The 23,490-nt window shown below is 49.7% G+C and carries 19 protein-coding genes; 9 read left to right on the top strand and 10 right to left on the bottom strand.

Annotation, left to right across the window (positions count from 1 at the left end; genetic code table 11):
• Nucleotides 1–103: 103 nt before the first annotated feature.
• The 4 genes from AC58UX_RS20570 to sigY all read right to left on the bottom strand — a co-directional run bounded on the left by AC58UX_RS20570 (nucleotide 104) and on the right by sigY (nucleotide 2,556).
• Nucleotides 104–1,315, bottom strand: a complete 1,212-nt coding sequence (locus AC58UX_RS20570; protein ID WP_497256115.1) for an MFS transporter — start codon at nucleotides 1,313–1,315, stop codon at nucleotides 104–106.
• 151 nt (nucleotides 1,316–1,466) lie between these two features.
• Nucleotides 1,467–1,679, bottom strand: a complete 213-nt coding sequence (locus AC58UX_RS20565) for a sigmaY antisigma factor component (RefSeq protein ID WP_497256113.1) — start codon at nucleotides 1,677–1,679, stop codon at nucleotides 1,467–1,469.
• On the bottom strand, nucleotides 1,666–2,031 hold the full coding sequence (locus tag AC58UX_RS20560; RefSeq protein ID WP_497256111.1) for a YxlC family protein: 366 nt from the start codon (nucleotides 2,029–2,031) through the stop codon (nucleotides 1,666–1,668). Before AC58UX_RS20560 ends, AC58UX_RS20565 begins: the two co-directional genes overlap by 14 nt.
• Nucleotides 2,032–2,556, bottom strand: coding sequence for an RNA polymerase sigma factor SigY (gene sigY, locus AC58UX_RS20555; protein WP_497256109.1), 525 nt, complete (start codon nucleotides 2,554–2,556; stop codon nucleotides 2,032–2,034). It abuts the gene before it with no gap.
• 178 nt (nucleotides 2,557–2,734) lie between these two features.
• Between sigY and AC58UX_RS20550 the strand changes: the two genes are divergently transcribed.
• Nucleotides 2,735–3,616, top strand: coding sequence for a GNAT family N-acetyltransferase (locus AC58UX_RS20550; protein ID WP_497256107.1), 882 nt, complete (start codon nucleotides 2,735–2,737; stop codon nucleotides 3,614–3,616).
• A gap of 54 nt (nucleotides 3,617–3,670) precedes the next feature.
• On the opposite strand, the gene pyrH is transcribed toward AC58UX_RS20550, so the two are convergent.
• The 3 genes from pyrH to AC58UX_RS20535 form a co-directional block, all read right to left on the bottom strand.
• Nucleotides 3,671–4,411, bottom strand: a complete 741-nt coding sequence (gene pyrH, locus AC58UX_RS20545; protein WP_497256105.1) for a UMP kinase — start codon at nucleotides 4,409–4,411, stop codon at nucleotides 3,671–3,673.
• Nucleotides 4,412–4,570: 159 nt separating this feature from the next.
• A complete protein-coding gene (locus AC58UX_RS20540; protein ID WP_497256103.1) occupies nucleotides 4,571–5,896 on the bottom strand; it encodes an MFS transporter in 1,326 nt (441 codons plus the stop codon).
• A gap of 156 nt (nucleotides 5,897–6,052) precedes the next feature.
• Nucleotides 6,053–8,938, bottom strand: coding sequence for an ATP-binding protein (locus AC58UX_RS20535; protein WP_497256101.1), 2,886 nt, complete (start codon nucleotides 8,936–8,938; stop codon nucleotides 6,053–6,055).
• 219 nt (nucleotides 8,939–9,157) lie between these two features.
• Between AC58UX_RS20535 and AC58UX_RS20530 the strand changes: the two genes are divergently transcribed.
• Nucleotides 9,158–10,339: an EAL domain-containing protein gene (locus tag AC58UX_RS20530; RefSeq protein ID WP_497256099.1), complete on the top strand. Its 1,182-nt coding sequence runs from the start codon at nucleotides 9,158–9,160 to the stop codon at nucleotides 10,337–10,339.
• A 356-nt stretch (nucleotides 10,340–10,695) separates the two neighbouring features.
• On the opposite strand, the gene AC58UX_RS20525 is transcribed toward AC58UX_RS20530, so the two are convergent.
• Nucleotides 10,696–13,575, bottom strand: a complete 2,880-nt coding sequence (locus tag AC58UX_RS20525) for a DEAD/DEAH box helicase (RefSeq protein WP_497256097.1) — start codon at nucleotides 13,573–13,575, stop codon at nucleotides 10,696–10,698.
• Nucleotides 13,563–15,161, bottom strand: a complete 1,599-nt coding sequence (locus AC58UX_RS20520; protein WP_497256095.1) for an SWIM zinc finger family protein — start codon at nucleotides 15,159–15,161, stop codon at nucleotides 13,563–13,565. The genes AC58UX_RS20525 and AC58UX_RS20520 overlap by 13 nt, the downstream gene beginning before the upstream one ends.
• 193 nt (nucleotides 15,162–15,354) lie before the next feature.
• On the opposite strand from AC58UX_RS20520, the gene AC58UX_RS20515 reads away from it, so the two are divergent.
• Genes AC58UX_RS20515 through AC58UX_RS20505 form a run of 3 tightly spaced genes read left to right on the top strand, consistent with a single transcriptional unit; the run spans nucleotide 15,355 to nucleotide 17,825 of the window.
• Complete coding sequence (locus AC58UX_RS20515; protein ID WP_497246133.1) at nucleotides 15,355–15,648, top strand: hypothetical protein; 294 nt, start codon at nucleotides 15,355–15,357, stop codon at nucleotides 15,646–15,648.
• A 39-nt stretch (nucleotides 15,649–15,687) separates the two neighbouring features.
• Nucleotides 15,688–17,499, top strand: a complete 1,812-nt coding sequence (gene recQ, locus AC58UX_RS20510) for a DNA helicase RecQ (protein ID WP_497256093.1) — start codon at nucleotides 15,688–15,690, stop codon at nucleotides 17,497–17,499.
• A 26-nt stretch (nucleotides 17,500–17,525) separates the two neighbouring features.
• A complete protein-coding gene (locus tag AC58UX_RS20505) occupies nucleotides 17,526–17,825 on the top strand; it encodes a 4a-hydroxytetrahydrobiopterin dehydratase (RefSeq protein WP_497256091.1) in 300 nt (99 codons plus the stop codon).
• On the opposite strand, the gene AC58UX_RS20500 is transcribed toward AC58UX_RS20505, so the two are convergent.
• Complete coding sequence (locus AC58UX_RS20500; protein WP_497256089.1) at nucleotides 17,814–18,221, bottom strand: GNAT family N-acetyltransferase; 408 nt, start codon at nucleotides 18,219–18,221, stop codon at nucleotides 17,814–17,816. The genes AC58UX_RS20505 and AC58UX_RS20500 overlap by 12 nt on opposite strands.
• A 283-nt stretch (nucleotides 18,222–18,504) precedes the next feature.
• Between AC58UX_RS20500 and AC58UX_RS20495 the strand changes: the two genes are divergently transcribed.
• From AC58UX_RS20495 to AC58UX_RS20480, 4 genes are all read left to right on the top strand, one after another.
• Nucleotides 18,505–18,978 carry a GNAT family N-acetyltransferase gene (locus tag AC58UX_RS20495; RefSeq protein WP_497256087.1) on the top strand — a complete coding sequence of 158 codons (474 nt, stop codon included), beginning with the start codon at nucleotides 18,505–18,507 and terminating at the stop codon, nucleotides 18,976–18,978.
• 28 nt (nucleotides 18,979–19,006) lie between these two features.
• Nucleotides 19,007–19,843 (top strand): sulfurtransferase, encoded by an 837-nt coding sequence (locus AC58UX_RS20490; RefSeq protein ID WP_497256085.1) that lies wholly within the window; start codon nucleotides 19,007–19,009, stop codon nucleotides 19,841–19,843.
• Nucleotides 19,844–20,039: 196 nt separating this feature from the next.
• The gene (locus tag AC58UX_RS20485; RefSeq protein ID WP_497256083.1) at nucleotides 20,040–22,313 is read left to right on the top strand and encodes a helix-turn-helix domain-containing protein; all 2,274 of its coding nucleotides are present in this window, start codon (nucleotides 20,040–20,042) and stop codon (nucleotides 22,311–22,313) included.
• A gap of 217 nt (nucleotides 22,314–22,530) precedes the next feature.
• Nucleotides 22,531–23,484, top strand: a complete 954-nt coding sequence (locus AC58UX_RS20480) for an ABC transporter permease (RefSeq protein ID WP_497256081.1) — start codon at nucleotides 22,531–22,533, stop codon at nucleotides 23,482–23,484.
• Nucleotides 23,485–23,490 lie beyond the last annotated feature (6 nt).

The following is a 23,490-nucleotide window of genomic DNA, read 5'->3' as shown; positions in this document are numbered from 1 at the left end:
TTCCGCTCAATTGCCCCTGATTACACCCGAATAGAGGATCTACGTTCCGTAACTTTTTGATTTGTTGCGTTTTTAGCGAATTAGAGGAACCACGTTCCGTAATTTAAATCGCCTTATTCGCGGCGGCTGCGGGTTTACGATTTTTGCGAAGGAGCGGGCTTAAAAACGCAATCCCAACGACTAGTAACCCGCCGCTCAACCCATATACGGTGAACAACGACGTCGCATCTTTTAAATAACCAGATAGGCCCATCCCCACAAGCATCATCCCCATAAAAATCGGTGTAATCGCACCGCCAACGCGCCCCATGAACGGTCCTTCCGTGTTACGCATGATGAGAGTTTGAATCCCCACATGGATACAGGGGTAAAACAAACCGCTGATGATTTGCAACAGGAACGTCACAGGAATGAGTGTAGAGGCACCGACACCAACGGTACAGACAGCACTTACTAGCAAACCTGTGGCAAGCAAAAATTGCGGTTTCACCCTCTTCGCAACGCCCATAATGACCGCCCCACCGACCAGCATCGCAGCCCCATTCGCCATCATAAACCATTGTAAGGACTGCTTATCTAGCCCTAATTTCTCGACAGCAATGAATAACGCAAGCGGTTGAATCAGACCAGCAGCTAAACCAGTAACACCGAAAGTTAGACTTAATGCTCTGAGCGCATGATTGGATTGTACATATCTCAGGCCCGCTGTTAGCTCTTTTAAGAAATGTGTACTTCCAGAGGAGGTTTCTTCGACCTCGTCTTTCGGGAGGAGCGTAAGGACCAGCGATGAACCGAAGAACAGCACGCCTGTGACAATGAGCGCAACTTCGACACCGTAGGTTAAATAGATGAACGTACCGATTACAGGCCCCAAGACCATGAAGATAGCCACAAGCGTTTGCGACATGGCCATGACGCCTTGGAGCTGCTCTACGGGAACATTCTTTTTATAGAGCTTCATGGCAGATGGTTGTGAGAACTGCGATAAACTTGCCGAAACGAACGTCCCGATCAGCAAAGCATACCAAGAGCCAGAGACAAGGGTAAGCAAGACAAGGAATACCGTTACAGCGGATAAAAGATCACACCAGACCATGGTTCGTTTCGCCCGCCATCGATCAGCGAACGTGCCGCCAATAAAAGCGAAGATGAAAATAGGTGCCGTCTCCACAACGGAAATCAAGGCTACATACTGCGGGTTATTGTGAGTGATGTCCGAGATATAGAGGAGGATAGCAAAATTGCGAATCCATATGCCGAGTTGTAGGAATACACGGGACAACAGAATGGTTCGAACGTAGCGGTTGGTTAACAAGGGGCTCATTCCTTTCAAAAAAATTTACTAAATTACTAATTTACTAAATTAGTAAAACGACAACCAAATCATATCCGACACCACCGCCGGAAGTCAATATGATGTGTAAATAAAAAAACGGCTGCCATGAAGGCAACCGTTTCAGAAAGAGTTATTTCCGGTGGATTTTACGTACGGCAAAAAGGTAAACAATGGTGGGAACCGGGGCCTGAATAACGCCCCAAATGCCCCAAAACCAAGGATGGCGGGCACCGCGCTTCCGAGCGTCAACGTACAACCATGTGCTCTGTACGAGCATAATAAGTGCAATGGCGATCCACGCCCAGATCGGTAATTGGTCGAATTTGGAGTCAGTTGTTGTCATGAGAAGACACCTGCTTTCTAAAAATTAGCCAAGCCAGCGGAATTAATATGGCCGCAGCTTGGATGGGGAGGAAGGCAACTGGCTGGGCAGTTACCGTAACATAAAACACATAAAACACTAGCATCGCGCCAATCCACAGGATCGCCAAGTCGCGCATCAGCTTGGATCGCCGCTTGCTCTGCGTCGCAGCGATGTGCTGTTCAAACCAAGCTGCGCTCGGCGTTGGCACTTGGATGGCCGCCTCGAGAAGGTCCAGCCCCTCGTGCAGCTGGCGAGCGGTTGCCTCATCGGCTTGCTCATCGCTGTGCACTTTACTGTGCTCTTCGCTTCGCTTTTGCGAATCATCGTCCATCTACTTCAGCTCCTTTCGTAGTTGTTTCAATGCGTTGTGCACTCTGGATTTCACGGTTCCCTCCGCGAGGGAGAGCATGTCGCCGATTTCTTCGTACGTGTAACCGTAGTAATGCTTGAGAATGAGCGGGATGCGGCTTTCCCGCGGCATTTCGGCCAAGGCGTCCAATATCTGAGGCCAAGCAACATCTGTGTGATGTGCGGTCTGCCATTGAAGCTGGCGCAGGGCTTGTTGCTGCTCTTTCTCCTGCCACTTGCGCTCCGAGCGGCGGCGTCTTTCTTGGTCGATCAGCAAACGAGTAGCGATCGTAATGAGCCAGGACGAAAACTTCGAAGTCCCGTTATAGAGCTTTATTTTTTCAATACATCGGGCCATCGTCTCTTGCGTAAGATCCTCTGCTTGAGCGGGGTTCAGCGTGATTTTGACTAAATATTTATAAACAAACGCATAATGCTGCTGAAGAAGCTGAGACAGAGCCGCGGTGTCGCCTAGCATGGCTTGACGAATATATTCGTTCTCTTCCAAGTAATTGAACATCCTCTCTGTCAGATTTCATAGATAGTACGAACAGCTGCTGCAAATCGTTCACCGCCGCACGAAAAAATATGTAGAATGATTTATTAGCTTATCAGAGCATCAGCTTGAGAGGTATAATGACAGCAGGCAAGTCCATATGAATGAGAAGATTAATGGAGGACAACATATGAAACAAGGTATCTATGCAAGAGCGGGACTTTCACCGCAAGAGTTGGATGAAGTTCGAGCGCTCTGGGAAATATGCAACAAGCACGAAGGCATCGAAATAAAGCTCAACTGGGGTACTCTGACGAGCCGTCCAGCCCTTGTGACGAATGATTTTGTTTATTACGAAAATGACCGGATTATCGGTTTCATAGCGATCTATAGCTTTCTTTCCACCGAAGTGGAAATTAGCGGCATGGTGCATCCGACGGCGCGGCGACGAGGGATTTTCACACAACTCGTTCAAACGGCCATGGAGGTCTGCAGAGAAAGAGAAGTCCCTAAGCTTATTTTCATCAACGAGCATGGCTCGCAGAGCGGGAAAGCTTTTCTGGCAACGTTAGGGGCGGCGTATACTTTTTCGGAATATGTGATGGAGTTAAAAGATCAAGTGTTCCCGCCTGCATCACCGCAGACACTACTAAGCATTCGCCTAGCAGACAGTTCCGATACGGAGCTGCTTGTTAAGCTGAATATGTCTGGCTTCGAGATGAAGGAAGAAGATACGCGCGAGTACGTCAATCAGACGATTAACGGGGACAAGGAACGGACGTGGATTGCGGAGCTTGGCGCAGACAAGGAGCCGATCGGTAAACTCGGAGCGATGGTGGAGCGGGGAGTCAGTGGATTCATTTATGGCTTCTGCGTATTGCCGGAGGTAAGAGGTAAGGGCTATGGTCGCCAGATTTTAAGCCAGACGATTACGGCACTTAAAGAACATGATCAAGCTGAGGAGATTAAGCTGGAAGTGTCGGTGGAGAATGAGAAGGCGCTAGGCCTGTACGAATCGTGCGGCTTTGCGACGAGAAACGCTAATGACTATTACGTGCTCCTTCTTGGTTAAAATAAAAAGGGATAGATTAGCAGATCACTGCAGTCTATCCCTTTTTTTTAGTTGCTAATGATAAATCAATTCAGACGACGCACTAATAATCGTCCCCGTATTCTGCCCCGCACAAATGTCCTTCATGGAGCCAGGTTTATCAAAATTAAACACATGAATCGGTACATGGTAGTCACGCGCTAGAATAAAGGCGGATTGATCCATGACCATTAAATTATGCTGAATCACATCGTTATAATGGAGCGACTTGTATTGGAGCGCTTCCTGGTGGTGCTTCGGATCTTTGTCGAAGACACCGTCTACGCCTTGCTTCGCGACGAGAATCGCATCGCAGTTCACTTCGATGGCGCGTTGAACGGACGGATAATCCGTCGTAACGAAAGGCTGTCCATTCCCGCCAGCGAAGATGACGATGTACCCTTTTTTCAAGTGCTGGATCGCTCGTAAACGAATGAAAGGCTCCGCCACCGAAGCGATCGGAATCGCTGTCATCACGCGTACCTCGGCATCCGTCTTTGCTTTCAACACACCGCGCAGCATCAAGCTGTTGATGACAGTCGCGAGCGTGCCGATATTGTCCGCCTCGGCTTTCTCGATCCCCCAGCTTTCGCCCATATTGCCACGAAAAATATTGCCTCCACCAATCACAAGACACACTTCAACCCCTAAATTCACAACGGTCATAATTTCATTCGCAATATGATCCAGCTGTGTAGGATCGAAGCCGAAGGAGTTGCCGCCTGCGACTGCCCCGCCACTAAGTTTAATGAGAACTCGTTTGTATCGCAAAGCCATTGTCATTTCCCCTCTCTGATGAGAACGCCTGTACGATAAATGTGTCTGACAAGGAAGTCACCTGAGCAGCATCGGATGCTTGCAAAAAAACACTAAAGCCTTGAATGCTCTAGTGTTTTCTGTGTCTGATTTCTCGGGTTAGAAGTAATTGTACATGAATTAAGCGGGATTTTGCAATTTCTGCGGAACCCGCATATGGACGATGAGACCAATGATGACCAAGACCAGCAAGGAGCCCAGCGCGACACGGCTTGCTAAGTTGCCGGAGGAGGCTAACGCCCATGTAATCGAGCCGTATAGCGCAGGGCCGACAATGGAGGACACCTTTCCGGAGAAGGCGAACAGGCCGAAAAACTGGCCGCGCTTCTCTTCCGGCGTCAGCTGCACGATCAATGTGCGGGAGGTCACCCACATGGCGCCCATTGAGACGCCGTATAGGCTGCCGGCAACCCAGAAAATGCTTTGGCTCGTCGCTAAAGCAGCCAAGGAGATGGCGACGATAAGAATGAGAGCGACAATCGTTACCGCTCGTTTCGGGCCAATACTGCGTGTGACATACCCGAAGAGGAAGGAGCCGATAATGCTCGATACCGTTGATACGAGATAAAGGAGAATGAACTGCCCCGTCGAGAAGCCCATGACCGTATTCGCATAAATAGCCATCACAGCAATCGCTGTGGCAATGGCATCGTTAAAGAAGAAGTAAGCGATCATAAATGTAAAAGCAGCGTGATATTTGCGAGCTTCCTTGAACGTCGCCCAAATCTCGCGATAGCCGCTGAGGAGTGATTTGTTGCTTGCCACAGGTTTCTGAGGCTTTTCTTTATACAGGAACATAATTGGCAGTGAGAAAATAAGGAACATGACCGCACTCGGGATGAACGTGCTCTCGAAGTGATTATCATGCACGAGAGGAAATACGATGAGACCGACGAGTGTTCCCACGTAACCAACCGCTACACCGAACCCGGAGATTAATGGAATCTCGCGCTCATTGCCAAGATCCGAAATCATGGAGTCATAGAAAACTAAGCTGGAGTTATAGAAAAACTTGGCGATCATAAAGAACAGGATGACACTCAGAATCGACGTGTTGAGCCCTAACCACTCTTGATCTGTCTCCCACAGGGCTGAGAAACCCATGAGAAGTGTTGCGGTAATCGCAATCAGTGTGAAGGGGACGAGGTAGGCTTTCTTTTTACCCGTGCGATCAATCCATACGCCGAATAAGGGAGATAAGAGCACCAAGAAGAAGCTGGACAGCGCATTAGAATAAGTGATGAATGTGCTCGCAATCTGGTTGAGCTCTTCGCTTTTACCCAAGGTTTCTTTCAAGTAAAACGGATAGAAAACAGTGACGATATTGGAAGAAAAAATGGTATTTGCAAAATCGTACATCGCCCATGCAAAAATCGGCAGGGAAAAAAATAGCGCCCAAACACTGCGTCCTCGTACTTGAGTGGAAGCGGATTCAAGCTTTGCCATAAGGGGCACACCCTTTCTCTTCATTAAGCTCATCTTCTCTCATTATATTGGCGATTCTGTAGAGAAATCCCTTTATCTTAACAATAATAAAATATCTCTCTTCACCAAAAACGAAGCCCCCGTCCTGTATGGACAGAGGCGCTGGAGCTAAGTATGCTAGTTGTCTGATGGAGGCTTGATGAGATCGACCTCGATCATGTCCTGATTTTCTTGCATTTTCAAAACGTTAATGCCGTTGCGCTGTAAGGTGGTGGAAAGCGTTTCTTTGTTCTGCGCCGGGAAGACGTAGGCTAAGCTGCTTTTGTTATCGAGCAAGCGTTTCGCGACTTGCACGAGTCGTTCCATGGTGAACGGCTTTTTCAGATACTTCTCAATCTCTTTCTCATGATAATCATGAGGCGGATCGAGCGCAGTTGAAACAATGACCGGCGTTCGGGCGTGCACGGGATGCTTGTACAGGTCTGCGATGAAATCCCAGCCCGTTTTCTCGCCTTCGAGATGAATGTCCACGATGAACAAAATCGGACCTTCTCCCTCACAGCGCTTCAGCGCGATCATGCCTTCCTCAGCGGAGCGCAGTTGAATGGATGGCAGGCTAAGCTTATGCAAAGCGACTTGAATTAATTTGGCTAGGTTATCATCATCTTCGAAAATAACGATTTTCCCGTCTAATTTTGAAATCTCATATTGATCGAGCTCAATGCGGAACGTGGTGCCATGTCCCATTTCAGACGTATACGAGATATGTCCGCCATGCCCTTCAACGATTTCCTTCACAATGGCCAGTCCGAGGCCTGTCCCACCAATTTGACGGCGGTCGGAGTTATCGACACGGAAAAATTTCGAAAACATATAATCATTTGCTTCTAGCGGAATGCCTAATCCATAATCTTGAATGGCAATGGTAATTTTACCTTCGTGAGCGGTCACATGAATATCAATACGGTCGGCCGACGGTGAGTATTTAATAGCGTTGCTAATCAGGTTATCAAATACTTGGCGAATACGATCGACATCTGCCCTCACCCAAAGCTCAGGCTCTTGTTGATGAAGGACGATCTGATGCAATTGTTTATCCTGCCATTGCTCTGCGATTTCCGTGACAATGGACTGCAAATGAATCGGTGATAAGTTGTACGATTGACGACCGGACTCCATCCGCTGGAGATCCAAGAAATCATTGATTAAATTCGATAGGCGCTGCGCTTCGTTATAAATGGTTTCCATGTAGCGTTTTTGCTTCTCTTGCGGCAGCTCGCGATGCAGTAAAATTTCAATAAAGCCAAGCACACTGGCCAGTGGAGTCCGCAGCTCATGTGAAACGATGGAAATAAACTCGTTTTTCATTTCGTCAACGCGTTCTTCCTCCGTGCGGTCACGGAAAACGAAGAGATAACCTTGCTGCTCGGTACCTTCACTAACAACTGTAGCGTAGAGCTCGGCATGCTGCAGCTGATCGCCCTGCTGGAAACTAAAGCGCTGCGTCAAATGTGATAATGAGCGGTCGATCAAGGCTTCGATAGAAGCGGCTACCCCATGAAAGCCGGGTGACTTAGCCACAATGTCATTGCTGCAAGCGACTAAGTTTTGACCGATACGTTCGTTAAGCCCGAAATACTGCGTCATACGATGATTGGAAAAGAGGATCGTGCCCTGCGAATCACACATCATCATACCCTCGTGGGCGGATTCTAAAATATTTTGAATGAGATCGTGTTGTCCTTCTAATAGCTGTTTCTCTGCCGTTAGTTGATCGTTCAGCTTCGCTAGGCTCTCTGCCTGTTGGAGCTTCTCATCGTTTACAACCTGAGCGTAGAACGCTAGTCCGAATTGGCGTACTAGGCCTTTGGTCAGACGTTGATTATCATCATGAAAGTGCACGCTTTGATAACTGGTTAATAAGAGAAAACCGATGACTTCTTGCTTATCATCTGTTAGCGGAACGTAATGGTCGACGGCGCTCGTCATTCCGCTGTGTATCCCTTGCTCATTACCTGTTACATCACGGGTATGTGTGATCGAAACGCCTTCATCAAATACACGTCTAGCTGGCCCGAACAGCTCACTGCGCGAAGCTTGAATCTGTCCCTTCGGATAGCCAATAGAATGAATAACGTCATAGGTGGCATGTCCGTCCTCCGGACGATTTTCGAGAACGACCAAGGCAGCATCCTGCGCTAGCGAATTTAAGAGAGCAGGCAGCGTATGCTTCAAGAAATCAGTTAACTTCACATAGCCGGTAAGTTTTTCTTGGTAGGAGGAGATAAGCTCCAAATCTCGCTCACGTTCCGACAATTTGGCCAGCGTGATCTGCTGCTCTTCTTGCTGGGCAATAATTTCCTCATTCTGCGACTCAAGGCTCTCCGCCATATAGCGATAGGTTTCCTCACTTTTGCGAAGCTCCTTCTCTGCTTGGTACGACCGCAAGGAAACAATAATAGACATGGCTCCTGCGATTAGCGCAATCAGACTGCCGATCATTGTAATCATGCGCGAAGTTTGGCCGGCTTGCTGAGAAGCCTCGTAGGCTGTAGACGTAATCTGCTCGATATTGTTTTCAATACTGGTATGAACGACACGATAGCGATCCATTAGCGTTTTACCGCCATTGACACGGGCTTTCGCTTCATCCAATTTACCCGCACGGTACAATTCCAAGGTGGTATCATAATATTTTTGCAAATTCGTAATGGCAGGTATCGCTTGCGTGTCGATAATGATTTGTAGGGTTGGATACTTTTTGTAGGTGGAAAGTGTCTTTATATCCATGGTGACTTGGTCTCTTCCGGTGGTGTAAGGCTCAAGAAACTGTTCATTTCCACCGCCTAATTGGTAACCTCGGAGCCCCGTTTCCTGGTTGATTAAGTTGGTCAATAAACTATTGGCCGTAGTCAGGATAGGAATCGCTTCGTTCACGATCGCATTGTTTTGTTTCTCCATATTTCGAGAAGCCATATTGTTGGATACACTGACGAGGGCTAGCAGCACGACAATTAAAATGACATATAGCATGGAGATCCTTGATCTCGTGAAGGTTTTCATACCAATCGGTCACCTGGTTTCTAATAGGATAAAAGTTCTCATAGCAATTCGACAAACCTCAACAAATTCCTCTAAAAACGGGTTATGTCATATTTTCTCACATTATAGATTGCAGAAAGCAGAGTTGTCGTTTAAAATATGAGTCAATGACCAACGGGATGTTAGTACATATGACATATAGAAATGAAACAAGGCCTATGAAGGAGGCGCACTGTGCAGGTGAAAAACATCAAGATTCCGCCACGTCATGAAGTTCGTCCCTATTTTCAACCGATTATCTCCTTGCAGAGTCAACGAATAATGGGGTATGAAACATTGGGGCGATGGATTCGCGACAGCGGTGTGGAGAGCTTAGGCTCCTTTTTTAAGGATCCAGACATTTCCGAGGATATGCAGCTTATGATTGATCGTCATTTGAGAGAGCAGGCAATAGAACGGATAGCTGCTGCGTCTGACGAGAGTGAGCTGTTTATTAACCTAAAGCCCTCTTGGATTTATAGAACCTACAAACGAACGGGTATTCTGCCAACCATTGAGCTGATGAAAAAATATCAGATCAACCCCTCGCGTATTGTCATCGAGATCACGGAAGAGGAGTTTACAGGCCAGCTCCAGGAGCTGACTTGGATTGTTGAGCTATATCGTGAATTCGGATGTACCATTGCGATTGATGATGTGGGAAGCGGCTTTAGTAATTTTGATCGCATAGCCAGCCTGCAGCCGAAGATCTTGAAAGTTGACCTGAATATTTTGAAAAAGAGTATCGTCCACGATGGTTATAAAGCTGTCATGCAGTCGTTCTCCATAGTATCCGCTCAAATTGGCGCTTCACTGCTCGTTGAAGGCGTCGAAACGAAGCAGGAGCTGCGCAGCGCTTTGCAGGTCGGAGCGAGGTATGTGCAAGGCTTTTTATTTTCAAAGGCCGAACCCGAACTGCAGCGGCCTGAAGCTTACAAAGCCATGCTGGAGGAAGAAATCAAATCGTTCGGTCAAGACGAGTTTCTACGATATCATCGCTTGCTGAGTGTACATGAAAAGCTGGAGAAGTTGATCCACGAATCTGTGCACATCTCGAATGCAGAGGATGCGGATGCGGTTATCGAGCAAATTAGCGGCAACGTCACAGACAATTGTATTCGCATGTACATATGCCAAGGAGATGGCTATCAGACTTCATCCAACTATACCCGTACAGTGGAAGGGTGGAGCAAGGATGAGAGCTATCGCCAAGCGAATTGGACGTGGCGGCCTTATTTCATCTCCAACATTTTGATGATGAACCTGCAAAAGCAAGGCATCCTCTCCCAAGCCTACACGGATTTGGATACCTCACACCAGATTCAGACCTACTCGTGTGCTTTGGGTGAGGGATATTATTTGTTTTTGGATTTGGCGATATGAGTAGGGAGAATAACGCGTGTGTGGGGCTCATGATCAGGTGAGCGTAACGCGTCAGCACCGCCAGCATTCCGCATTCGCGAATAGTTGGAAATTGTACAGCTAATTCTAGCGTTTATCGTAAAATGAAATGTTTAACTGGAAATTCTCCAGTTATTTATGGGAGATTGGCTAGATTTCATTGGAATCGAAGAAATTAGATATAGTTTTTCCAGTTAAATGGGAAATTAAGTGGGAAAGGGCAAAATTAACTGGAGTTTATACAGTTGAAGAAGAGAGACAAATAGAGAGAATCGGATATGCATGGATCACAAAAGAGGTTACCCCAGGTGAAGCTTGGGATAACCTCTTTTGTGATTTTATGCCTCCACCCACTCGCGGCGGAGGGAGAACAGATCCCGCAGCTCGTCGGTCGACAGCTCGGTAATCCAGTTCTCGCCGGAGCCGACGATCTGCTGGCTGAGGCCGAGCTTGCGCTCGATCATCTCGTCGATGCGCTCTTCCAGCGTGCCCAGCGTCACGAACTTGTGCACCTGCACGTGACGCGTCTGGCCGATCCGGAAGGCGCGGTCCGTCGCTTGATTCTCGACGGCGGGATTCCACCAGCGATCGTAGTGGAACACATGATTCGCCGCCGTCAGATTGAGCCCGATACCGCCGGCCTTCAGCGAAAGAATGAACACATTGCGCTGTTCCTCATCCGTCGGCTGGTCAGCGGTGCCTTGGAAGTGCGCGATCATCTCATCGCGCCCAGCCTTAGATGTTCCGCCGTGTAGGAACAGCACTTTCTCGCCGAGCTCCTGCTGGAGCACATGCTGCAGCAGGTTGCCGGTCTCGACAAATTGCGTGAAAATCAAGCATTTGTCGCCCTCTTGGCGCAGCTCCTGCACCATCTCGAGCAAGCGCTCGAGCTTGTTCGAGCGACCGCTCCACGGCGCGCCGAGCCCTTCCTTGAGCAGCAAAGCCGGGTGGTTGCACACCTGCTTGAGCTTCGTCAATGCGGCGAGGATGAGGCCGCGCCGCTCCATGGCTGAAAGCTTATCCAGTCGATCGAACATATCCTGGATGTAGTTCTCGTACAACGAGCCTTGCTCCGCTGTGAGCGAGATGAACGTTTTGGACTCGTTCTTTTCCGGCAGATCCAGCTGAATGGCAGGATCCTTCTTCTCACGCCGCAGCAGGAAGGGGCGGATCAGCTTTTGAACCTTGCCGATCGTCGCTTCATCGCGCGTCTTCTCGATGGCGTTCACATAGCGATGCGTGAACTCACGCACCGTGCCGAGATAGCCAGGGTTTGCGAAGTCGAAAATCGACCACAATTCAGTCAGTCGATTTTCAATCGGCGTGCCCGTCAAGGCAATGCGATGATACCCATTCAAACGGCGGATTGCCGTAGCTTGCTTGGTATAAGCGTTCTTGATATTTTGAGCTTCGTCCAAACAGATCGAGTTCCAAGCAATAGCGCCCAGCTCAGTCTCATCCAGATGGGAAAGCGTGTAGGACGTTAAGACAAGATCGTATTTGCCAATGATTTTCTCACTAAAAGCATTTCCTTTTAACCGCTGCGGTCCATAGTGAAGATGCACGCGCAAGGACGGCGCAAACCGCTTCAGCTCCATCTGCCAGTTGCCCAGCACCGAGGTCGGACAAACAAGCAAAGATGGTGTATCTGGCTGCTCATTCTCCTTCACCGTGAGCAAGTACGTAATCCACTGGATCGTTTTGCCAAGCCCCATATCATCGGCTAAGCAGCCGCCAAGGCCAAAACGGCGCAAGAATAACAGCCACGAAATGCCGTCCACTTGATAGTGGCGCAGCGAACCATGAAAGCTAGGCGGCGGCTCGATCGTCGGGATCGCCGAGGTCTGCGTCAGCTGGTCGATCATGTGGCGCAGCTGCTCGTTCAACTCAACCTCCATGTCGAGGTAGCGCATCGCATCCGGATCATCTTCTGCAGGCAGCAAGCCGCCAGCGTCACCGGCAAAATGCAATTCCAGCACATCGCGAAACGACAGCCCCTGCTTCTTGTGTACCTGCTTCATGATCTGCTCGACCTGGGCCATGAATTTCGGGTCGAGCTGAATCCAGTTGCCGCGAATCTGGATCAGCTTACGCTTTTCTTCCAGCAGCAGTCGGAATTCCTCTTCCGTCAGCTCCAAATCCCCAACAGCCAGCTTCCAGTCGAACTGCATCAGCTGGGTCAGCCCGAACATCGTCTCCCGTCCAGAACCGACGGAAGACTTGATCTTCGCGCGCAGCTTCGGCCGCATCTTGCGGATGCGATCCCACCACGCCGGCAGGAACACGCTCGTTCCTGCCTCAACAAGCCGTACGCTTCCCTCTGCGAGGAAGCGCCAAGACTCCTCCTCCGTCAACGTCTGACGGAGGACGCCCTCGCCCGCATCCAGCCACGGCAGGATGCGCACCCACTTCGCCACGTCGCGCTCGACGCGGGCGATCTCAGGCAGCCACGCCTCCGGCAGTGGCTGTTCACCGGCGACTGGCTCGCCGGCGGTCGTCACGGTGCGCAGCACCTCCGGCGCCAGCCGGTCCTGCAGCAGCACGCGCAGCTGCCAGCCTGCGCCATGCGCGAGGTCCGGCTCGACGAGCTGCAGGCACGTTCGCATCGGCGTCCGGTCCTGACGCCAACCGATACTGACGAGCCAGTCTTCCTCATCCAGCCAAACTTCGCCGCTGACGTCGCCGCGGCGCATTAACGGATACGCAGCTTCCAGCTTGCGTAAATTGTCCTTCATGATCCCGTCGGCATCAACCCATTCCGGGATCAGGGCATGAATCCAGCGCGAAATCGCTGGCGTCTCAAGGACTTGCAGCTCCTCGGGCAGCTGCAGCTTCCAACCGATCTCGCCGGACTTCCATTTCTCGTAGTCCGGCATGAAACGGCCTGTCGCTAGCGCCTCGCGAATAGCAGGAGCTAGCGTGATGACATCAGAGCTAGAAGCATGCCATTTTAATTGCAAGTGCTGAACAGGCTGCGGCTCGCTGAAGTAGTCAAGCGCCTCAAGCGGCTGCAGCTCGATGCCTTCGCGATTTTGCCATTCACTCGGTTCCATGAAGGTGCCGAAGAAGGAGGCGCGATGCCAAGCAAAAAGCATATGTTTTAAATCAAAAGCATCCCAAATACCGCCGTTTTCACGGGCACCCCATAGAAATAATGACCCGTTAGGTAAGGAGCTAACGTGAACAGTCAGCGCGCTGGTTTCGATCATCGAATCCATTTTCCTTTCTTGAGCTCTTCTTGGAAAGCACGCAAACGCGAGAACTTATCCGCTAAGCGGTAAATATAGTGCTCCCAGCGGTCATCCTGGCCGATGTGTTTATAAATGCTATGCAGCTTCTTCAGAAGGCGGACAGCCGTCTTGTAAGAAGCTCTATTTTTCTCCAAAACAGCGCGTTCGGCTGCTTGATGATAAAGCGGCAGGAGCAGCGCAGAGTCATGCTCTTCGATCGCTTTTAGCTCCATCCCATATAGATTTAAAGGTGAAATCCGATTCGCCAGCTGCAAATCCACCCACTGCCGGTAGCGCTTCGTTTGCAGCAAATACGCGGTGTAATAGTAGTAGGAACGCGGCAGTAACGACTCCATGACCTGCACCCATTCGCTGTCGTTCGCCAGATGCTTGGTTGTATCCAGCCAATATTGGCAAAAAGTACGGAAATCATCGTGATTCGCATTCGCAATCGACGGGAATAGCCAGCGCAGCCAGATCAGCATCTGGTCCCACTGTCCATCGTTCGCAAATTTATTTAAATAAAGGAAGAAATCCTTCGCATGCGGATGAGCGAGCTGACCAAGGCGTTCGAAGGCTTGCTCCATGTTCCCCTGCATAATATCAAAATGCGCCCTAGCCGCAAGCAACGTATCCTTCTTCTTCGGAAGCAGCTCCTTCTTGGCCAGTAGGCCATCGAGACGTGAGACTTCCTCTTTCTGTGCGCTAGGCTGGTCGGTCAGTTTCCACCAGGTGAAACGATACACGAACAACCAATCAACGGGACTGTCCTTGCCTTGTAGGGCGGATTCTCCAACCATTTTCATCGTGGCTAGCCAAATCTTCGTATCTGCCTCAAAAGAGCGATTCACATCGATCCGTTCGACGAATGCGACAAGCTTCTCTTCACAGTTTTTGGCGGCGATTTTGCACCCGTTTTCGTGATAGTAAGACAGATAGGAGCTCTTCGTTTCTTGATAAAATTGTTCGATCTTCCGCATCATGAACAGCACGATATGGAACATATAGAGCTCACGCGTCGTGTCGCGCCAGTTTGCGGCATAAGGCGGCAACGACTCCAAGGCGGACTCATAGAACGTTTCTATGGAATGCTGATGAGAAATGGAAAAGCCGTGAAATTTCCCTTCAAAAAAACGATGCCAATCGCTAGGCATACTCTCTTCCAAAGGCACATTCGCCTGTGCGGCGGCTTTGCGCTCTTGAATAACAGAGGCTGCTGCGCTGCGGGCTGGCTTTTTACGTGTATGGATTTGCTGCTTTAACTGCTGCAGGACAAGCTCTGGCCGACCATAAGTGGCGTATAAGCTAAAAAACGTAGCACCAATATGCTGACAAAAGCCCTCGAAAGAGCAAGTGCATGTACTCGCAGCGAAATTTTCTAAATGCACTTCTGCGGTGTGAATCTGTTTGCCGGCGACGGTTGCCAAGACACTAAGTCCCTTGAGATCAACATCGGTCACGCGGCCTTTATGATAATACTCCCAGCCTTGCTCCAGACGGGTTGCGTCGAAGTGAAGGGGGATCTGCTTGATGAGGTAGTTCATTCGATTTTTGGGAATTTGAAGTTTCAACATGTGATCGTTCCTACCCTCCGAGCGGCGCATTCCTTCTTCCATAGTAACAGATTTTTTCCGAAATTGCCCATTTCCACAGTTTATGCCAAAGGGGATATTTTTAATCCGTCCTGAAAAGGGTTAACCCTGCATTCTCACCTAGAATATGATAAAGTGAAGCTAGAGATATTGCTTTTTGGAGGGAGACTGCGCGATGGGTATTAAGTTTGGAAGGGAATACAAAGATATTGTTACTGATTTTGTACGCGGGATCGAAATGGTGAACGGCTTCTACGAGCTGCTGGAGATGAATGCAGAAGACTGGCAGGAGCTTGATGAGAGTGAACAAGAAGAATGCCTGCGGACGCTGGCTGACGATATATTTTACGGGCTAGGCAGTTCACCGGTGATGCAGGTTGGAGCAGGTTCAGTTAGACATGATGCGGGTAACCACGTGCTCAAGGTACATGATGGCGAAAAGCTGGTATCTGTCATTTACTTGGTCTAAAACAGGAAGAACTGCGATATAGAAAGGTGTAAAGAAGCTATGTTGGATGGCGCAAGAAAGGTTCTACAACAGGTTTATGGCTATCCCGAGTTTCGTGAGGGCCAGAAAAATATTATTACGAACCTTCTCGAGGGTAAGGATACGCTAGGTATTATGCCAACGGGCGGCGGAAAATCGATCTGTTACCAGGTGCCGGCACTGCTGATGGAGGGTGTGACATTAGTCATTTCCCCTCTCATTTCTTTGATGAAGGATCAGGTGGATGCGCTTGGCGCGCTCGGTGTTCCTGCCACGTTCATTAATAGTACGCTGGAAGCTAGAGAAGTGGAACAGCGCATGCAGGGGGCTATGCAGGGCAAATATAAGTTGCTCTACATCGCGCCAGAGCGTCTGGAGTCGGAGCGTTTCCGCGCACGGATGGCGGCTTTAAATCTACCGCTGGTTGCGATTGACGAGGCGCACTGTGTCTCGCAGTGGGGGCATGATTTCCGTCCAAGCTACGTTTCGATTGCGCCGTTCATTCGGCAGCTGCCGAACCGGCCGATTGTAGCTGCGTTCACGGCAACCGCTACCGCTGAGGTGACAGCGGACATTGCCAGGTTGCTGGAGCTGGATACCGCAGGGATTTTTATCAACGGCTTCTCGCGCGACAATTTGGAGCTAACCATTCTTCGCGGAGAGAAGAAGCGGGATTACATACAGAACTATGTGAAGGAACATACGCATCAGCCCGGCATTATTTACGCTGCGACGCGTAAGGATGTTGAGGATTTGTACGAGACGCTGCGTAAAAAAGGCTTCGCCGCAGGCAAGTATCATGCCGGCATGTCCGATGATGAGCGCTCCTACATGCAGGAGGCGTTTCTCTACGATGATATTCGCGTGATGATCGCGACGAATGCTTTTGGGATGGGCATTGATAAGTCCAACGTTCGCTACGTGATTCACTATAATATGCCGAAAAATATGGAAGCCTATTACCAGGAGGCCGGCCGTGCGGGGCGTGATGGTGAGCCGAGCGAGTGTATTCTGCTGTTCAGTGCGCAGGATATTATGACGCAGAAGTTCCTGATCGAGCAGAACCAGCTCTCGCCTGAGCGCAAAGCGAACGAGTACAAGAAGCTCCAAACTATGATCGACTACTGCTATTCGCCGCGCTGTTTGCGGAACGCTATTTTACATTATTTTGATGAGCAAAATATTAAAGATACGTGCGGGAACTGCAGTTCCTGCAAGGACGATCGAGACGCCGTCGACATTACGGTCGAGGCGCAGAAGATTTTCTCCTGTATCCGCCGCATGAACGAGCGGTTCGGGATTTCGATGGTGGCCTCTGTTTTGAAGGGCTCCAAGGCGAAGAAGATCATGGACTATCGGTTTGATCGACTGCCGACGCACGGGATTATGAGCAGTCTGCCGGAGAAAGAGATCGCCGAATTGATTAATGTGCTCATTTCCGAAGGCTTCTTGCAGCTATCAGAGGGGCAGTATCCGGTCGTTCGGTTGATGCAGCCTGCTGCGGAAGTGCTTCAAGGTAAGTTGACTGTCAATCAAAAGGTGCGAAAGGAACCCGTTCGCGCAGCCGCCGCGATGGACAACACATTGTTCGAGCAGCTGCGCCTGCTGCGTCGTGAAATGGCTGCGCGCGAGAAGGTGCCGCCGTATATTATTTTCGCCGATAGCACGCTGCGTGAGATGAGTGAGAGCTGTCCGACTACGGAAGCCGCGATGCTGCGCATCAAAGGGGTCGGTGAGGTGAAATACCGCAACTACGGGAAGCCTTTCTTGGAGCTGCTCCGCACGTATGCGGGGGAGAGCGATATGGGCGCGGTGGGGTATGAGTTCGAATAAGGGGCGGGGTGAAGGCGGTGACGAGGGTGAAGTTAGAGAGAGTGACTGTGGAGGAGCGGTTGACTGCACTCGGAACGTGGAGCTTGGAAGCGGAGGAGAGCAAGTGGATCACGCGTAAGTACCGGTTCACCGCATTCATGCAAGGCATTACCTTCGTGAACGAGGTCGCCCGTATCTCAGAAGCCGTGGATCACCACCCCATGATTGCCATTGATTATAAAATGGTGACGCTACGCCTGACCTCGTGGAGCGCTGGCGGTTTGACCGAGCTCGATTTCTTGACAGCAGCGAAGTTTGACCAGGCGTATGCGGAGTTAACGCGCTAAGATTATGGTCGGACCGGTGTAGACCATACAGTGGAAGTCTGCAGGACCGGTCGGTGTCCATTTCTCATAAGTATCCGTAATGGTGAAACCGGCCCGTTGGTAAGCACGGATGGCACGTTCGTTCCAGACGAGCACCTCGAGATCGATTTCTTGCTCGGGGGCGCGTCGTTGTGCTTCGGCGACGAGCAGTTGCACGAAGGCGGCGCCTCCATGGCGGCTGTCGTTGCCTTTGCCGCTGCCGCAGAGATCAGGGCGAAGACCTAATCCTAATCGGGTGACACTGACGATGGGGAAGAACTGCACGAATCCGCATAATGAGCCGGTTTCATCCACTACACCGCGATATTGCTGCTCCCTGATTTGCGGATCAGCGAATTCGGATTGCTGGTTGATCATCGTGGTCCAATCGGGCCAGTTGTATAGACTGTAAGGAGCGGGATAGCTCCACGTGCAGAGCTCCTGACAGGCGGTTTCGGTTAGCGGAACCACACGCCAAGGTAAAGTTAAGGTAATAGGTTGCGGCATAAGTTGGGTAACCTTTCTATAGGCAGGATTTGGCCATTGTTCTATTTTAAAATAACTATTTACCTAATGCCACTTGGTTCCTTACAATTACGGAACTAAAGGCCGCTATTCACTAGTTTCATGATATCCATTACAAAGAAGGAGGGCACCCGTGATGACGCAAGTGACCGTACGTGAAGCTGTTACATCCGATATTCCCCAGCTCAAATCTTTAATGCTCGCTTACATTGTGGATTTCTATCAGTACCGACAACCTGAGGATGAGAAGCTGAACGCTTTGATTCATGAACTGCTCGAACAGAAAGTGGGCATTCAATTTGTGGCTGAGACCGAGGAAGGGGCACTGGTTGGCTTTGCAACCTTGTATTTCAGCTTCAGCACGCTGCGTGCCGCCAAGATTGCCATCATGAACGATTTATTTGTTGTGGAAGCGGAGCGTGGACAGGGTGCGGCGGCGAAGCTTTTTGCTGCTTGCAAAGGCTATGCGGCTAGACATCATTATGCAAAATTAACCTGGGAAACAGCTCCAGATAACTTACGTGCGCAAGCATTTTACGATAAAATGGGTGGAGACCGAGGTCATTGGCTGACCTTTTCTGTCATTCCCACAAGTGGGATGGGCGATTAATTATTGGTAGGGGAAGGTGGCAGGAACCGTGGAAAATATCGTAAGTCAATCTTGGCTGCTAGGGCAGCTTGGAGATGCGAATATCGTGATCGCTGATTGTCGTTTTGCACTTGGTAAGCCTGAATCAGGCCGTGAATTGTATGAGCAGGATCATATTGAAGGCGCAGTGTATGTCGACTTGGAGAAGGACCTATCCGGTGCCAAAATGGCACACGGCGGACGACATCCGCTGCCGGATCTCGGAGCGTTCTCGATCTTCGTCGGTAGCCTAGGCATTGACGGCACGAAGACCGTCGTCGCTTACGACGATCAAGGCGGAGCCATGGCATCACGTTTATGGTGGATGCTGAAGTTCCTCGGCCACTCCGAGGTATACGTTTTGGATCAAGGGTATACTGCGTGGAAATCCGCCGGGTACCCGGTTTCAGCTGAAGTGCCTGCGCTATTCCCGCGCACGTTCTCACCGAAGGTGCATCGCTCCATGCTGGCGAGCATGGACGAAGTGAAGGACAAGCTCGGTCGCCCAGGCACCGTGCTCGTGGATTCGCGCGAGGAGCGCCGTTACCTCGGCTTGGAAGAGCCGATCGATGCGGTGGCTGGCCACATCCCGGGCGCGCGCAGCTACTTCTGGAAAGGCGTTCTCGGCGAGAACGGCGCTTGGTTGTCAGCTGCGGAGCAGGAGCAGCACTTTGCCGCACTGCGTGACGCTGATGAAATCATCGTCTATTGCGGCTCGGGCGTGACGGCGTGCCCGAACGTGCTGGGCCTCAGCGAAGCGGGCTTCGATAATGTGAAGCTCTACAGCGGAAGCTGGAGCGACTGGATCTCGTGGGAAGATAACCCGATTGCGAAGGGTGAAGAATAATTAACGGACATTTTGGCGTACAGTGTATGATTGCTGTACGCCTTTTTGCTATGCTTTCAAGCGGTTTTAAAAGCTTTTCTCGCCAGTTATCTGGTTTGTGTCCGAAATGATTGTAGACGGTTACCAGTTCATTCTATAAAATGATGAATACATTTTATAAATATCGGGATAACCATGGGTTCAGCGGGAGGTTACGGTGAGATTTTCTTCGGCCTATTTATTCAAGATCTTGCTCTACAGTATTTTGCTCAGCACGCTTCCCGTTATTTTCCTCGGCATATTTTCTTATTCCAAAGCGTCCGAGATGATTCAACACAGGGTAAACGAAGACCAGATGTCTATATTACAGCAAACACAGTCCCGGATAGAGCAGGAGCTGAAGGCAGTAGAAAATATGGCGATTCAGTTTGTCGGCAGTCCGCTTGTGAAGAATGCATTGACACAGGGGCTGGAGCCTCGCAGCTTTATGCTGGTTGATGAGCTGCTTCATGGCATGTATCAGATGAAAACCTTTGAGTTCGGGATCGAAAATGTCCATATGGTCTCTCAGGAGCATAATTGGATTTTAAATAATGATGGCTTGCGATCTTTTAACGAATCGGACTATTTCAATTTATTCACCGGCTATGCGGCTATGGTAAAAAGATCTTTTTGGATCAGCGAAGGCCAAAATCAAAGGCATTCGATTAGTCTGGTAGAGAAGTTGCCTCAAAACTCGGTAAATCCGAGCGGGTTATTTGTCGTGCAAATTCCGAACTATTATATAAACAAGATGAATACATCCGGAAACGAGCTTGGTACAATGATGATTTTGGACGGCAATTACAATGTCCTGACGCATGAGGATCCCAAAATGATCGGCCAAGATCTCGCGTCTCTTCCTTATATTGCAGACATTCGAAGCAGCGGGCAGGACAGCGGTTTTTTTAAAATGAAATCCGACGGCAACGAGATTGGTGTTATTTATCGGAAATCCTCCTATAACGGTTGGATTTATGTAGATGTCGTGTCCATTAAAAGCATTACAAAGGATTCCAGAGCGATCGGTTGGACGACCTTTATTACATGTGTAACTATCATCGCGATGCTGCTGGTTGTCGCTGTTTTTGCCAGCAATCGGATATATTCACCTGTCCGGCGATTGTTTGAAACCGCGCTAGGCGATGGCAATTCGGGTAAGGGCAAGGATGAATTTCAGCTGATTACCGAGCGGATTCACAAGCTAGTAAGCACTCATACGCAGCTGACCGGACAGCTGTCCGTACAAATGGGGCAGCTGAAGGATTTTACAGCGATCCGGCTGTTTCAGGGCGGGTTGAGCGGCAAGGAAGTTCGCGAGAAGCTGTCGCTGTATCACGAGCCAGGCGAATGGAAGCTGTTGTGCGTGCTGGTTTTGCAGATCGATACGCTTGAAGGAACGCGATATAGCAGCGAGGATTCGGATTTGCTCATGTTTGCGATCAATAACATTATCAGTGAGCTTATTCCAGAGGCCGACCGATTCTTCTCTACCCCGATTGACAAGTCGCAGGTGACGCTGTTACATCATCCCTTCGACAATTTGGCGGAATTCCGCATGCAGGCTTATCGTCAAGCAGAAACGATACAGAAAACCATCAATAGGCTGCTGCATCTTCAGGTGAGCATCGGAATCAGCCGTGTCTATCAGCAGCTAAATCATTCCTCCAAAGCCTACCGAGAAGGATTAGAGGCGTTAAAATACAGAATACGGCTCGGCAGCGAGCTGATCATTCATATCGATGACGTTCAACAGGGACATATCCGCAAGCCCATCTTTCCATCAGCCGCCGCAGAAGAATTGTATGATGCGATCCGAATGGGTGACCATGAGCGGGCCTGTGAAGGACTATCTTCTATGATTGACGAGGTGGGAAGGACCGATCTTACACCAAGAGATTATCAGCTGATCTTTACTCGTCTTGTAGTGGATATCGTGCGAATTGCCGAGGACCAGGGCGAATCCCTTCAAGCAATTGACGGGGAGGAACATTCTTTATTCGGGCAGTTGGACAGGCTGTATGCACTGAAGGACGTCGAATTCTGGTTGAAAAATACAGTGATCACGCCGATCATTCAATTGCTGGAGCAGCGCCGCGAAACGCAATATACCCGAATTGCCGAACAGATTATGGAAATCATTCATGATCAATATGATACCGATTTAACGCTAGAACATTGCGCCTCGCAGCTGCATTATCATCCGAGCTACGTGAAGCGAGTGTTTCGCAAAGGAGCAGGAACCAATTTCAGCGACTATCTAGTCGGTTACCGAATGAAAATGGCCAAGCAATGGCTGAACACTACCGAAATGAAAATTTCAGAAATCTCCGATAAGCTGAGGTATCATAACTCGCAAAATTTTATCAGGCAGTTCCGTAAGCTGGAGGGCATTACACCGGGGCAGTATCGTAAGCTGCACGAATTAGACGTTGAAAAGTTTGTACAATGAAATAAAGGAGGCAGCCGCAGACGGCTGCTTCTTTTTGTTTGGATCGGTACCTATGTACTCCCAGGATTATCGTGACTTTAATGATTACATGCCCGGAATACCTAGAACTGGTGCGGTTTCTTCGTTGGGTCCCTGATGATTGTAGACGGTTAGGGGGAGGGACTCTACGATAAGGGCAGACCAGCAAATTGTCCGCAAGGACAGAAGGAGGACCTTCTTGGAACAAGTCGTCAAATCGAATGATGTAAAAATAAAGTCCCTTACCTCGGGCTCGATCAAGAGAATGATTGTTAGAGACCGCTGGCTGTACATGATGCTTCTTCCTGGCATCGCCTATTTTATATTGTTCAAATATTTGCCGATGTGGGGAATTTTGATTGCCTTTAAAAATTACCAGCCGTTTCTCGGTTTTTCGGGAAGTGAATGGGTGGGAGTCAAGCACTTTCAACGATTTTTTACCGATCCCGTCTTTTTTACTTTATTTAAAAACACATTGATCCTGTCTTTTTACAATCTTGTATTCTTTTTCCCGATGCCTATACTGGTCGCGTTGCTTTTAAACGAGGTCCGGGTGGAGCTTTATAAAAAGTTTGTGCAGAGCGTCATCTATATCCCGCATTTTGTTTCCTGGGTCGTCGTCATTGGCTTGGCGTATGTATTTTTCACGACGGAGGGGGGCGTAGTCAACGAGCTGTTGAAGGCCTCGGGCGGAAGTGAGCTTAATTTGCTCGCAAGCGAAGGCTGGTTTCGAACCGTGATTACCTCGGAAGTCGTTTGGAAGGAAACGGGCTGGGGGACGATCATTTTCCTGGCTGCGCTTGCCGGCGTTGATCAGCAAATGTATGAAGCAGCCCATATCGACGGTGCGAATCGCCTACAGCAGCTCTGGCATATCACATTGCCCGCGATTCGCGGAGTTATCGTGATTTTGTTCATTCTGCGGCTGGGCAGCTTCTTGGATACGGGCTTCGAGCAAATTTTTCTGATGCTGAATGCCACGAATCGGGAGGTCGGAGAGGTTTTCGATACCTATGTGTATACGAACGGGATTACCAAAGGGCAGTTCAGCTACAGCACGGCGATCGGGTTGTTCAAATCACTTGTAGGGCTGTTTTTGGTGCTCGGGGCTAATTATCTGGCCAAGAAATCCGGCGAGGAAGGCGTGTATTAGTACTGT

The sequence above is a fragment of the Paenibacillus sp. J22P90 genome (assembly GCF_059692195.1).
The sequence above is the reverse complement of the archived record's forward strand: the minus strand, read 5'-3'. Positions and strand labels throughout refer to the sequence as shown.